This is a genomic window from Arthrobacter mangrovi, assembly GCF_026011795.1.
In the GTDB taxonomy this organism is placed as follows: Bacteria; Actinomycetota; Actinomycetes; order Actinomycetales; family Micrococcaceae; genus Crystallibacter; species Crystallibacter mangrovi.
The window spans coordinates 1-11,733 of record NZ_BRVS01000004.1; the positions used below are offsets into that span (position 1 = coordinate 1).

Annotated in this window: 13 protein-coding genes; 3 read left to right on the forward strand and 10 right to left on the reverse strand. The window is 66.6% G+C overall.

Going from position 1 to position 11,733, the window contains the following annotated elements; genetic code table 11:
* The 4 genes from AHIS1636_RS04105 to AHIS1636_RS04120 all read right to left on the reverse strand — a co-directional run.
* Window positions 1-779, reverse strand: a 779-nt coding sequence (locus AHIS1636_RS04105; protein WP_264794547.1) for an ABC transporter permease, incomplete at its 3' end; no start/stop codon positions are given.
* Between the two features lie 436 nt (window positions 780-1,215).
* The gene (locus AHIS1636_RS04110) at window positions 1,216-1,401 is read right to left on the reverse strand and encodes a hypothetical protein (RefSeq protein WP_264794548.1); all 186 of its coding nucleotides are present in this window, start codon (window positions 1,399-1,401) and stop codon (window positions 1,216-1,218) included.
* On the reverse strand, window positions 1,398-2,369 hold the full coding sequence (locus AHIS1636_RS04115) for a lantibiotic dehydratase C-terminal domain-containing protein (RefSeq protein ID WP_264794549.1): 972 nt from the start codon (window positions 2,367-2,369) through the stop codon (window positions 1,398-1,400). Before AHIS1636_RS04115 ends, AHIS1636_RS04110 begins: the two co-directional genes overlap by 4 nt.
* A 96-nt stretch (window positions 2,370-2,465) precedes the next feature.
* On the reverse strand, window positions 2,466-2,600 hold the full coding sequence (locus tag AHIS1636_RS04120) for a hypothetical protein (protein WP_262106808.1): 135 nt from the start codon (window positions 2,598-2,600) through the stop codon (window positions 2,466-2,468).
* 301 nt (window positions 2,601-2,901) lie between these two features.
* Here AHIS1636_RS04120 and AHIS1636_RS04125 point away from each other — a divergent pair, with 301 nt between their 5' ends.
* Together AHIS1636_RS04125 and AHIS1636_RS04130 are read left to right on the forward strand one after the other, a co-directional pair.
* Window positions 2,902-3,873, forward strand: a complete 972-nt coding sequence (locus AHIS1636_RS04125; RefSeq protein WP_264794550.1) for a helix-turn-helix transcriptional regulator — start codon at window positions 2,902-2,904, stop codon at window positions 3,871-3,873.
* 104 nt (window positions 3,874-3,977) lie between these two features.
* Window positions 3,978-5,282, forward strand: coding sequence for an aminotransferase-like domain-containing protein (locus AHIS1636_RS04130; RefSeq protein ID WP_264794551.1), 1,305 nt, complete (start codon window positions 3,978-3,980; stop codon window positions 5,280-5,282).
* A gap of 15 nt (window positions 5,283-5,297) precedes the next feature.
* Here AHIS1636_RS04130 and AHIS1636_RS04135 read toward each other — a convergent pair whose 3' ends face one another.
* The 6 genes from AHIS1636_RS04135 to AHIS1636_RS04160 all read right to left on the reverse strand — a co-directional run bounded on the left by AHIS1636_RS04135 (window position 5,298) and on the right by AHIS1636_RS04160 (window position 11,155).
* The gene (locus tag AHIS1636_RS04135; protein WP_264794552.1) at window positions 5,298-5,513 is read right to left on the reverse strand and encodes a hypothetical protein; all 216 of its coding nucleotides are present in this window, start codon (window positions 5,511-5,513) and stop codon (window positions 5,298-5,300) included.
* A 37-nt stretch (window positions 5,514-5,550) separates the two neighbouring features.
* On the reverse strand, window positions 5,551-6,036 hold the full coding sequence (gene rraA / locus AHIS1636_RS04140) for a ribonuclease E activity regulator RraA (RefSeq protein WP_264794553.1): 486 nt from the start codon (window positions 6,034-6,036) through the stop codon (window positions 5,551-5,553).
* Window positions 6,037-6,139: 103 nt separating this feature from the next.
* Entirely contained in the window at window positions 6,140-7,702 is a 1,563-nt protein-coding gene (locus AHIS1636_RS04145) for a dihydrolipoamide acetyltransferase family protein (RefSeq protein WP_264794554.1), read from the reverse strand.
* 12 nt (window positions 7,703-7,714) lie between these two features.
* Window positions 7,715-8,689, reverse strand: a complete 975-nt coding sequence (locus AHIS1636_RS04150; RefSeq protein ID WP_264794555.1) for an alpha-ketoacid dehydrogenase subunit beta — start codon at window positions 8,687-8,689, stop codon at window positions 7,715-7,717.
* On the reverse strand, window positions 8,689-9,858 hold the full coding sequence (pdhA, locus tag AHIS1636_RS04155; protein ID WP_264794556.1) for a pyruvate dehydrogenase (acetyl-transferring) E1 component subunit alpha: 1,170 nt from the start codon (window positions 9,856-9,858) through the stop codon (window positions 8,689-8,691). The genes AHIS1636_RS04150 and pdhA overlap by 1 nt, the downstream gene beginning before the upstream one ends.
* 145 nt (window positions 9,859-10,003) lie before the next feature.
* Complete coding sequence (locus tag AHIS1636_RS04160; RefSeq protein ID WP_264794557.1) at window positions 10,004-11,155, reverse strand: histidinol-phosphate transaminase; 1,152 nt, start codon at window positions 11,153-11,155, stop codon at window positions 10,004-10,006.
* A gap of 74 nt (window positions 11,156-11,229) precedes the next feature.
* On the opposite strand from AHIS1636_RS04160, the gene AHIS1636_RS04165 reads away from it, so the two are divergent.
* On the forward strand, window positions 11,230-11,634 hold the full coding sequence (locus tag AHIS1636_RS04165) for a phage holin family protein (protein WP_264794558.1): 405 nt from the start codon (window positions 11,230-11,232) through the stop codon (window positions 11,632-11,634).
* Window positions 11,635-11,733 lie beyond the last annotated feature (99 nt).

The window sequence follows — 11,733 nt, forward strand, 5'->3', positions numbered from 1 at the left end:
CAGCGCATCACCAGATTGATCGCGACCCCGATCAGGCCGGTCGCCAGGACCAGCGCATACATGCCCGAGATCGCGCCGCCGGACTGAGCCAGGGCGATCTCCCGGCCCAGGCCCGGCGAGCCGATCACCAGTTCGGCCGTGATCGCCAGGATCAGCGCCACCGACGCGGCCAGCCGCACACCCGTCATCAGGTACGGCAGCGCGGTCGGGAAAACCACGTACCGCACCCGCGCCACCGGCCCCAACCCGTACGACCTGGCCGTATTCATCGCCACGTTGTCCACGTCCGCCACCCCGTACAGCACCTGGATGAAGACCTGCCAGAACGAGGCATACACCACCAGCATCAGCGTGGACTCGATCTTCACCCCGAACAACAGCACCGCCAAAGGGATCAGCGCCACCGACGGGATCGGCCGCAGGAACTCCACAGTGGAATTGGTCAGCTTCCGCAGGAACGACGACGACCCGATAATGAAGCCCAGCACCGTCGCCAGCACAATCGCGATCACCAGACCCAACAGCCAGGCCAGCATCGTCTCACCCACCGCGACCCAGAAAGCCGTCAACCCGAAATCCCGGGCCAACGCCCCAATCACCTCGGACGCCGGCGGCAAAAACCGCGGCTCGACCAAACCAACCCGCGGCACCAGCTCCCAGACCAGCAGAAAGCCCAGAATGCCGGCAACACCCAGCAATTGCTTGCCCGGCAGCTTCCTGGCCGGCCGCTTAGGTGCGGCGTGCGCGGCACCGCTCTTGTCAACCGCCTGCGCCGTCATGCCGATGCGGTCCTCGGTCGTTCCATTTCCACTCCTTCGTGCCCCCTCAGCGAGCGGGATGCCGCGTTTGGTGTTCGCTTATTGAACACCTGTTCACCAGCCAGTGTGAGATAAGCCACTTGTCGCGGTCAAACACGGCGTGATGATCGTTACACACAAGATATTCTGTGACGCGGGCCAACAAATCAAGTTGAAATTCTCAATTGTTTGCGTTTCCATGAAATTCGTTGCGCCGTGGAACGTCACAAACGCGGCATAGTGGAGGATCCTCCGGCGCCTGCAGCCCCAAATGGGCCGCTTCCCTTTGGAAGCGATTGTTTCCGGACAGGCAACTGGCCGGAACCGTTGGGGGGAGTTCCGGCCAGTTGCCCTTAACTGCCCGGAACCGTTGGGGGGAGTTCCAGCCAGTGGCTTATGAGGTTATGAGGATCGAGGATTACTGCCAGGCGTGGTCCGCCCAGGCCGCATCCCGCGAGTAGTCGCTTCCGGTCAGGTTCCACAGGTCGCCGTCCGGTCCGTGCGAGGCGAGCCCGCCCATCTCTTCCAGGGCTTCGGTGCTGGTCTGGTCAGTAGTTTCGGACGAGCGCAGGTAGACGGCGTTGGCCGACGTGAACGGGGTCATCTTCTTCTCTTCTCCAACAGAGCGGATTCAGTATCAGGCGTCCACGCGCGGGCGTAGATTCCCAAGGCTGCTTCTTCCCACATCGTGAAGCCAAGCCGGTTCATCATGTAGTGCGACTGGCTGAACATCAGGTTCTGGGCGCTGCGGCTTACCCGTGACTTGTCAGCCCGGTAAAGGTAAGCATCGATTGCCCGCTTCCAGCGACGGCGCCAGTTCTGCACTGAACCTTCGGCTGCTGTCGCTGCCATCAGCCGGTGCATCGGGGCCGTCCTCGGGGCAAGACTGGCCGCCAGGCCGGCGCGCGCCTTTGCAGCACCGCGCCCAAGCTCCAACGTCGAGACCCTCAAGTGGTTGTCCCAGCAGTAGTTCCAGGACAGCCTGCGCCGGTCCGGCCACTGGGCGGACTTCGGACCATTCATCATCGCCCAGGCAGCGTCCGAGAGCAGCAGCGCTCCCAGGGCCGTCCGCCCCTGCGACTTGCTGAAGCGTCCAACCGCCCAGCTCGCCAATTCAGATGAAAGCTCGAAGACCTCCTCTGCCAGGACCAGGCCGTCGGCTCCGCCGAACCTGTCCAGCTCCGATTCGTGAACCATCGACACCGGCTCGGGCCCGAGAAGGCCGGCCAGGTCCTCACAGTTTGGAGGCAGTACGTAGTTCTGCTGGATCCTGGCCGTAGGCACGGCTTCAAGGAGCCGGCCCCGGGCCGCCAACTCAAACCTCTGGAGGCTATCGAGGACTGAGCGGTGGCCCAGGAACCGGACCTTTATGTGAGGCCCCACCTCGTCAACATGATGACCGAAGTACCAGCGGCCCACGCCTTCGCGGCGAGCGTGGGCCACCAGCGGCGTAACCAGTTCTCCTATGACGGCTTCGGCTACGTCCTGTCTACCCGTGTATATAGACAGGACCCACCAGTATGATTTGAGACTGAGCGTTTCCGAGGTGCGGATGGCTGTCAGCTGGCTCATGCGCTTCTCCTTGGTTAGCTCGCTGGTGGTTGGGGAGGAATAGCCTGGCCGTCCTGGTTACAGGATCAGCTTCATGCTTGGGGATGGGGCGGCTTTTTACCAGTCCCAGGCTGCGACCGGTGTGCTGTTGGGCTTGGGCCCTTGCTCGGCTACCACTGCAGGAGTGGCTGCCGAGATCGCACCGAAGGCAACCAGCAGACCTGCCGTGATGCTGGCGATCCTCTTGAACATGTCATTCCCCTTTTGGGTGTGAGTGGCAAACCATCGGGGAATGCCCCCCGACAACTTCAAGAGTTCCGTGTCAGCCCGGGCGGTGTCCAGCCGGAGGAGGGGCAGGAACCGGACATGCACACATTGGGACAGGCGCCAACGGGTGTCCGCTTGATGCCATCCGGGGCCGGCCCGGAAGTCGCCTGAGATTCCAAGGTTTTAGCGCCAAAGGTATGATTTGAACGTGCCTACTTAAACCGATTGGCAACAACCGGACATGGCATTTACTTACTAGTCTCAAAACCAGCCGAGGGGGCAGCGGATGCTGAGCGGCACAGCCTTCGAACTGTACGAACATGCCGTAGCCAATCCGGAGTGGACGAAAGAGTCCGCTTCCACGGCGTTGGGCTACACGATACGCGACCTCAACGCCGCGATCGCGGAACTCGTGACCCGCAAGCTTCTGCAGCAGCCGGCACCGCATGTCGAGGCCTACATCGCCATCCCGCCGGACGTCGCGCTCTCCCAGCTGGTGGACGCGGACGAGAGGCTGCTGATCGACCTGCGGGCCAAGATCAGCGCGCACCGCAGCGATATGGCCACCTTGGTCCCCTCCTACCTCGCGGCCCGGAAGAACGTCGGCCTTGATTCGACGGTCGAAGTGCTGGAGGACCCCGGAGTCATCCGCAAGCTGCTGATCGACTACGGCCGCGACGTCAGCGAGCAGGTTCTGATCAGCCAGCCGGGCACAGGCTCTACCGCGGAAGTGCACGAGGAGAGCATCCAGAAGGACCTGGAACTGCTCGATCGCGGCGTCGTCCGCAAGAACCTCTACAGCAACAGCACCCTGGACCATGTGCCGACGCGCAAAGCCGTGGCCGCAACAGCTCCGGCCGGGCTCGAGTACCGGACCCTGCCGTACGTTCCGCTGAAGGTGCTGATCTTCGACCGGAACCTGGCCCTCGTGGCTCGCCAGCTTTACCCCGACGACCGCGGGGCGCTCGTGGTGCGCGACCCGAAGCTCATCCACGTCTTCACCCACCTGTTCAATGTGGCATGGGAGCTGGCTACGCCCTACAACGCGGACGAGGCAGGCAACACCGCCCAGCTGAACAGCGTCCAGCAGTCCATCCTGCGGGGCATGGCGGCCGGCCACTCCGATGAAGTGATCGCCCGACGGCTCGACATCAGCGTCCGGACCTGCCGCCGGCACATCGCCTGGATGCTGGAGCAGCTCGGCGCCGAAAGCCGCTTCCAGGCGGCACTCAAGGCCAAGGACGCTGGCTGGCTCTGACCGGGACGGATAGGCCGGCCGGCGGCCCGATCACCAGCCGATAACCAAGCCGCGAAGTAAACAGGAGTTGCATGGAAAGCAACACCGCGGGTTATCCTGTGTGAGTGACAGCACACCAGCCGACCGCGCCCGCCGACCTTTCCACCGAGACCGAGGTCGCCCTGGAGCGCGCCGCGACCTCCCACCGCCACCATGAACTGTTTTCCGCGCGGGCGTCCAAGATCAAGCAGTCCGCAGTCCGCGACGTCTTCGACATCTCGCTGCGGCCCGGGCTGGTCTCGCTGGCCGGGGGCAACCCGTTCCTGCAGTCGCTGCCGCTGGAAAAGATCGGCGGGATGGCCTACAAGCTCGTGACCGAACACGGGCTCACCGCGCTGCAGTACGGCGGCGGCCAAGGCATGGAAAAGCTGCGGGAACAGATCTGCGAGGTCATGGCCGAGGAAGGCATCACCGATGCCGACCCGGGGAACGTCGTCGTTACCGTAGGTTCCCAGAGCGCGCAGGACGTGGCCTGCAAGGTGTTCTGCAATCCCGGGGACACGGTCCTGTGCGAAGATCCAACCTACGTCGGGGCACTGAATACCTTCGAAGCCTATGAGGTCAACGTCGAAGCCGTCGCCATGGACGACCGCGGGCTTGTTCCGGACGAACTCCGGCGGCGCATCGCCGAGGTCCGCTCCGCGGGCGGCAACATCAAGTTCCTCTACACGATCCCCAACTTCAACAATCCCTCGGGCATCACGCTGGCGGCCGAACGGCGCGAGGAGATCGTGCGGATCTGCCAGCAAGCGAACATCCTGATCATCGAGGACAACCCCTACGGGCTGCTGCGCTTCGACGGCCAGCCGATTCCGCCCCTCAGGGCGGGGCATCCAGCGGACGTAATCTACATGGGCTCGTTCTCCAAGATCCTGGCGCCGGGCCTGCGGATCGGCTGGGCGCTGGTGCCGGCCCACCTGCAGCGCCGGTTCTACCTGGCCAGCGAAGCCGTCACGCTGTGCCCGCCCACTCTGAACCAGATGCTGGTGTCGGAGTACCTGGACGGCCACGACTGGCGGGGCCAGATCACCAACTACCGCGACCTCTATGCGGAACGCTGCCTCGCCATGCTTTCCGCGCTGGAGGAATACATGCCGCCGGGGGTCACGTGGACGCGCCCCGAGGGCGGTTTCTTCGTCTGGGTGACGCTGCCGCCGGGGATCGACACGTACCCGCTGCTCCACCGCGCCATCGACGCCGGAGTCGTCTTCATCCCGGGGGCCGCCTTCACGCCATCCGACGAGCCGTCCAACCGGCTCCGGCTGGCCTTCAGCGCCGTGGCGGGCGACCGGATCCGCGAGGGCGTCCGCCGGCTGGCCCCGGTCATTGCCGAGGCCATCGAGGCGGGGACAGCCGAGCGGACTGGCTAGGCTGCCTAAGTGCGCCTAGCGCCGTTTCTTCAGGTACCGGTGGTACACGTACCGGCCGGCGAAGTAGAGGGCCAGCACCAGCACGATGCGCAGGATGGTGTGCATGCCCGGGAACAGCGCGATGAAGACGTAGCTGAGCAGGAAGACGAACAGCATCGCCCAGAGCGTGCCGCGCCAGTCGATGCGGGGGATGCCGGGATCGTTGCGGCGCGTGGGGCGGTTGCTGCTCATGCCTCCCAGTCTTTCACAGACGTGCTGCCCTCCCGGCTCAGCGCTCCACGAGGATGCCGTCGAGGTCCGCGTAGAGCATCGCGCCGGGACGGAACCGCACGCCGGAGAACTCCACCGGCGCGTCCACTTCACCGGCCGACTCCTTGGCGCTCTTGCGGGGATTGCTGCCCAGCGCCTTGATGCCCAGCGGCAGGCCGGCCAGCACGGCACGGTCCCGGACGGCGCCGTTGATCACGACGCCGGCCCAGCCGTTCTCCACGGCCGCCGCTGCGATCAGGTCCCCCATCAGCGCCGTTTTAAGCGAACCGCCGCCGTCGACCACCAGGACACAGCCGCCGCCCGGCGAATTCAGCACGGACTTCACCAGGCCGTTGTCCTCGTGGCAGCGGATCGTGCGGATCGGCCCGCTGAAGGCCGCGTGCGCGCCAAGGTTCAGGAACTGCAGGGCGACGGATTGCAGTTCCTCGCCCCGCTCGTCGTAAAGGTCGGCAGTCTGCACAGCGGTGCCGGTCGTCTCGGTCATGGTTCGCTCCTCCTCGCCACTGCTGTCGATCATAGCGAACGACGGCGGGGCGCCGGCGCCATCGCTCAGTCGCGCAGGAGCACCGGCGCCAGGGTTGCGCGGTTCAATCGAGCAGCAGCGCCGGCTCCTCCATGATCGCCGCCACGTCCGCCATGAAGCGCGCGGACAGGTCGCCGTCCACCACGCGGTGGTCGAAGGAGCCCCCGAGGGTGGTTACCCAGCGGGGAATGACCTCGCCGTCGAGCACCCACGGCTTCTGCTTGATGGTGCCGAAGGCGACGATGGCCACTTCGCCCGGGTTGATGATCGGCGTCCCGGTGTCGATGCCAAGCGCGCCGATGTTGGTGATCGTCAGCGTGCCGCCCTGCATCTCGGCCGGCTGGGTCTTGCCCTCGCGGGCCCTTGCGGCCAGCTGGTTCAGCGCAATGGCCAGTTCCTTCAGCGAGAGGTCCTGGGCGTCCTTGATGTTGGGCACCATCAGGCCGCGGGGGGTGGCCGCTGCGATGCCCAGGTTCATGAAGTGCTTGACCAGGATCGCGTCGTCCGTCCAGGTCGCGTTGACCGAGGGGTTGCGCGCGGCGGCCCAGATAACGGCCTTGGCCAGGATCAGCAGCGGGGAGACCTTGATCCCCTCGAAGTCCCGGCTTGCCTTGAGCCGCTTGACGAACTCCATGGTCCGCGAAGCATCGACGTCCACGAAGATGCTGACATGCGGCGCGGTGAAGGCGGATTCGACCATGGCCTTGGCGGTGGCCTTCCGGACGCCCTTGACGGGCAGGCGCTCAATCCGCTGCTCCTGCGGCTTCCTGCTGGGCGCCCAGAAGGTCTCGGCCTGGTCCAGCTCGGCGTCCCGCTGGGCCTGGTAGCTGAGCAGGTCCTGCTTGGTGACTTCACCGCCGCGGCCCGTCGGCACGATGTCCGCCAGGTCGATCCCGAGATCCTTGGCTGCCTTGCGCACCGGCGGCTTGGCCAGCACGCGGTTCAGCAGCCGGGAAACGGCAGCCTGCGCGTCCGCCCGGCGGTGCCGAAGGCCAGCGGGCTCGGCGGAGGGCGCCGCGGGAACGGGCGGGACGTGCGGAGCGTGGTGGGCCGGGCTGGAGTCGGAAACGCCGTGGTGGTGGCCGGCGGGGGCGTTGGCGAGCGATGTGTCCTCCGGGGCGGCGTTCCCCACTGCGGCGTCCGCCGTCGTCGTTATTGGAGAGGTAACCCCGGTGCTGCGGCGCGGCCGCCGCTTGACCGCGTCCGCCTTTGGCCCCGACCCGACGAGGGGCTTCAGTTCCGGTTCCGGCGCCGCCGCAGCCGCAGCCGCAGCCGCAGTCGCAGTCGCAGTTGCAGTCGCCGGAGTTTCCCTCGGCGCGGCGGGCAGCGCCTCGGCGAGGGCGTCCCCGCCGGGCTTCTCAGGTTCGGCCTGCGCCTCGGCACCGGCCGGCTGCACGGAGATGATCGGGGCGCCCACTTCCACGGTCTGGCCTTCCTCGGCCAGCAGTTCCGCCACCACGCCGGCGTACGGGCTGGGCAGCTCCACCAGGGACTTGGCCGTTTCGATCTCCACGATCACCTCGTTGATCGCCACCGTGTCCCCGGGCTTGACCTTCCAGGACACGATGTCCGCCTCGACGAGGCCTTCGCCGACGTCGGGCAGGTTGAAGATGAGTGTGTTCGACATGGAAACTCCGGATCAGTAGGCGAGCGAGCGGTCGAGGGCCTCGAGGATGCGGTCGATGTCCGGCAGATAGTGCTCCTCGACCTTGGCCACCGGGTACGGCATGTGGAAACCGCCGACCCGCAGCACCGGGGCCTCCAGGCTCAGGAAGGCGCGTTCGCTGACCCGCGCCGCGATTTCGCCGCCGATGCCGCCGAAGGTCGGGGCCTCGTGGGCGACGATGAGCCGGCCGGTCTTCTGCACCGAGGCGGTGACCGTGTCGAAGTCGATCGGCGAGATGGAACGCAGGTCGATCACCTCGACGCTGTTGCCGTCCTCCTCGGCGGCCTCGGCAGCGGCGAGGGCCACGGGCACCAGGGGGCCGTAGGCCACGACCGTCGCGTCCGTGCCTTCGCGCAGGACGGCGGCGCTGAAGGCATCCAGCCCGGCCTGCTCGGTGTCCACCTCGCCCTTGAGCCAGTACCGGCGCTTGGGCTCGAAGACGATCACCGGGTCATTCGAGGCCACCGCCTGCTGGGTCATCCAGTACGCGTCGTGCGCGTTGGAGGGCGTGATGATGCGCAGGCCGGCGGTGTGGGCGAAGAGGGCTTCCGGGGATTCCGAGTGGTGCTCGATGGAGCCGATGCCGCCGCCGTAGGGAATGCGGACGACGACGGGGGCCGAGACCTGCCCGCTGGTGCGCGCATGGATCTTCGCCAGCTGGGTGGTGATCTGGTTGAAGGCCGGGAACACGAATCCGTCGAACTGGATCTCGCAGACGGGACGGTAGCCACGCATGGCGAGGCCTATGGCGGTGCCGATGATGCCGGACTCCGCCAGCGGGCTGTCGACGACGCGGTCCTTCCCGAACTCCTCCTGCAGCCCTTCCGTCACGCGGTAGACCCCGCCGAGGGCGCCGATATCCTCGCCCATCAGCAGCGTCTTCGGGTCCTCGGCCAGGGCGCGGCGCAGCCCCGCGGTGATCGCCTTGGCGATGGTCATCGTGGCCATTAGTTGCCCTCCCCCGAGCGGTCGGTGTCGGCGAAGCCCGCCTCGTATTTCCGGTGCCACGCCAGTTCCTCGGCGACCAGCGGGTGCGGGTCCGCGTAGACCGTCTCGAAGCTCTGCTCGAACTCCGGTCCCTCCATGGCGAGCACCTCGGCACGGACCGCGGAAGCCATGGCCTCGCCCTCGGCAGCCACCTCGTCAAAGAACGTGTCCCCGGTGCCGGCCCCGCGCAGGTGCTTGGCCAGCCGGGATAGCGGATCCCGCTGCCGCCACTCCGCCTCTTCCGAGGACAGCCGGTACTTGGTGGGATCATCCGCCGTCGTGTGCGCGCTCATCCGGTAGGTGAAGGCTTCGATCAGCACCGGCCCCTTCCCCGAGCGGGCATGCTCGAGGGCCCAGCGGGTCACGGCATGGACAGCCACCACGTCGTTGCCGTCCACGCGGATGCCGGGGAACCCGTAGCCGCTGGCCCGGTTGGACAGCGGGATCCTCGACTGCACTTCGGTTGGCACCGAGATCGCCCAGTGGTTGTTCTGGCAGAAGAACACCACCGGTGACTGGTTGGAGGCGGCAAAGACCATCGATTCGTGGACGTCGCCCTCGGAGCTGGCCCCGTCGCCGAAGTAGGCGACGCTGACGGCGTCCTCCTGGTCCCGCTGGATTCCCATCGCATAGCCGACGGCGTGCAGCGTCTGTGCGGCCAGCACCAGCGTGTAGATGTGGAAGTTCTTCTCCCGAGGGTCCCAGCCGCCGTTGGTGATGCCGCGGAACAGCTTCAGCAGCGAGGACAGCTGCAGGCCGCGGGTAAGGGCGACGCCGTGTTCCCGGTAGGTGGGGAACACGTAGTCCTGCGGCTGCAGGGCGCGGCCGGAGCCGATCTGGGCGGCTTCCTGCCCGAGCAGCGGCGGCCACAGGGCCAGCTGGCCCTGGCGCTGGAGCGCCGTCGCCTCCTGGTCGAAGCGGCGGACCAGGAACATGTCCCGGTACAGCCCGCGGAGCGCCTCCGCATCAAGATGCTCTGCGAAGGGGCTGAAGCGCGCGTCGAATTGCAGGACGCCGTCGGCGTCGAGCAGCTGCACCATGTCCGGCGCGTCAGCGGGATCGCTGGCGGCCAGGGCCTGCTCCAGCTCCACAATCTCGAATTCCGAGGTGGGCAGGTGCTCAGCGCCCATACGAACTCCTCGCCGGCGGCCGCTTCGCAGCGCCGCCTGTGCTGTTATATTCCCCCGAAGGAATAGATGACCCGCGGGGCATATATCGGTCGTTTTCCGCTCCCTAGCCTACTGCCACCGGGCAGCAGGCCTGTTCCTATTACGGTCAGGAAACGCCCGGACCCTTTGTATAGTTCGCACACAGGGCCAGGAACCGGGTGTTGGCCTCGACCTCACCGATGCTCACCCGCACCCCCTCGCCGGGGAAGGCGCGCACGGAGAGCGCCTGCGTTCCCGCGAACTCCGCAAAGTCCTGCGAATCCGCGCCCAGCGGGAGCCAGACGAAGTTGGCGTGGGTCTCGGGGATCTTCCAGCCCAAGTCCTTCAGGCCGGCGACCACGCGCTCCCGCTCGTCCACCAGGCTTTGTACCCTTTCCACAACCTGGTCGTAGTGCTTGAGCGAGGCGATCGCCGCGTCCTCGGCCAGGCTGGACACCGCGAACGGGGTGGCGGCGACCCGGAGGTGCCGGGTCAGCCCCTGGTTGGCCACGGAGTAGCCGACGCGCAGGTTCGCCAGTCCGTGGGCCTTGGAGAAGGTCCGCAGCACGATGACATTCGGGTAGTTGCGGTAGAGCCGGATGCCGTCAACTGCCTCGGGGTCGCGCACGAACTCGGTGTAAGCCTCGTCGATCACCACAACGACGTCGGACGGCACCTTCGCGAGGAAGTCCTCCACCTGCGCCGTGGTCAGCGCCGGACCGGTCGGATTGTTCGGGGTGCACAGCAGGACGACGCGGGTCCGATCGGTAAGGGCGGCGGCCATGGCGTCAAGGTCGTGCGCACCGTCCGCCCGGTTAGGCACCTGGACGCTCTCCGCGCCCGCCAGTCCCACCATGATGGGGTAGGCCTCGAAGGAACGCCATGCGTAGACCACTTCGTCCGCGGTACCGTCCGGGTTCCGCCCGGCGAAGGTCTGCAGGATCTGCACCAGTGCGCCCAGGCTGCCGGCACCGGTGACGATGTCCTCCGACGGCACGTCCAGGAAGCGGCCCAGTTCGGTGCGCAGGGCGGTGCTCAACGGGTCCGGGTAGCGCTGGATGCTGTGCTGGGAATTGATCGCGGCCAGCACCTCCGGCAGCGGCGGCAGCGGGTTCTCGTTCGACGAGAGCTTGTAGGGCTGCAGCCCCTCGATCACGGCGGGCGGCTTCCCGGCGGCGTACTTGGGCAGCTGGGCCACCACGGGACGGGGAGCGACGGCAGCGGCGCGGGGATCTTCCTGGACCGCAGCGTCATCGGTGAAGTTCCTTGCAGAAGTCATGGGTTAAAGAATACGTGGGCCAGGGCACAGCCCTGCCCCGTGTGCTCCGGCGGTGCATATGACAGCATGAGGCCATGGGAAAGTTCATCGTGCGCGTCCTGATCAACGGCCTCGCGCTGTGGGTGGCCAGCTGGCTGCTCCCGGGCATTACCCTGGAGGCCGGCGCGGCCGCGGAGGCTTCCGGCGGAAACGAGACGGTCGGCATCGTCCTTGGCTACCTGTTCATCGGCCTGATCTTCGGGCTGGTCAATGCCTTCGTGCGCCCGATCGTCAGCCTGCTGTCGCTCCCGCTGACGATCCTGACCCTGGGATTGTTCACGATCGTCATTAATGCCCTCATGCTGATGCTCACGGCCTGGCTCTCCGAGTTCACACCAGTGCACTTTCTCGTGGACTCGTTCTTCTGGACCGCCGTGCTCGGCTCCCTGATCATCAGCGTCGTCTCGCTGATTGCCGGGGCCATCACGAATACGCGGTGACCGGCGCGCAAGCCGCACCCGCGCGCCAGGGCGGCGTTCCCGGCGTCGTCCTCACCTTGCCTCGAGGCCGCCGTGAGGCACTTTTGATGCGGCCGTAAC

Coding starts and splice junctions, on each gene's coding strand:
- rraA (WP_264794553.1), bottom strand. CDS start 6,036: ATGACCGAGACGACCGGCACCGCTGTGCAGACTGCCGACCTTTACGAC.
- AHIS1636_RS04110 (WP_264794548.1), bottom strand. CDS start 1,401: ATGACCCCGTTCACGTCGGCCAACGCCGTCTACCTGCGCTCGTCCGAA.
- pdhA (WP_264794556.1), bottom strand. CDS start 9,858: ATGGGCGCTGAGCACCTGCCCACCTCGGAATTCGAGATTGTGGAGCTG.
- AHIS1636_RS04125 (WP_264794550.1), top strand. CDS start 2,902: ATGCTGAGCGGCACAGCCTTCGAACTGTACGAACATGCCGTAGCCAAT.
- AHIS1636_RS04145 (WP_264794554.1), bottom strand. CDS start 7,702: ATGTCGAACACACTCATCTTCAACCTGCCCGACGTCGGCGAAGGCCTC.
- AHIS1636_RS04150 (WP_264794555.1), bottom strand. CDS start 8,689: ATGGCCACGATGACCATCGCCAAGGCGATCACCGCGGGGCTGCGCCGC.
- AHIS1636_RS04135 (WP_264794552.1), bottom strand. CDS start 5,513: ATGAGCAGCAACCGCCCCACGCGCCGCAACGATCCCGGCATCCCCCGC.
- AHIS1636_RS04120 (WP_262106808.1), bottom strand. CDS start 2,600: ATGTTCAAGAGGATCGCCAGCATCACGGCAGGTCTGCTGGTTGCCTTC.
- AHIS1636_RS04165 (WP_264794558.1), top strand. CDS start 11,230: ATGGGAAAGTTCATCGTGCGCGTCCTGATCAACGGCCTCGCGCTGTGG.
- AHIS1636_RS04160 (WP_264794557.1), bottom strand. CDS start 11,155: ATGACTTCTGCAAGGAACTTCACCGATGACGCTGCGGTCCAGGAAGAT.
- AHIS1636_RS04115 (WP_264794549.1), bottom strand. CDS start 2,369: ATGAGCCAGCTGACAGCCATCCGCACCTCGGAAACGCTCAGTCTCAAA.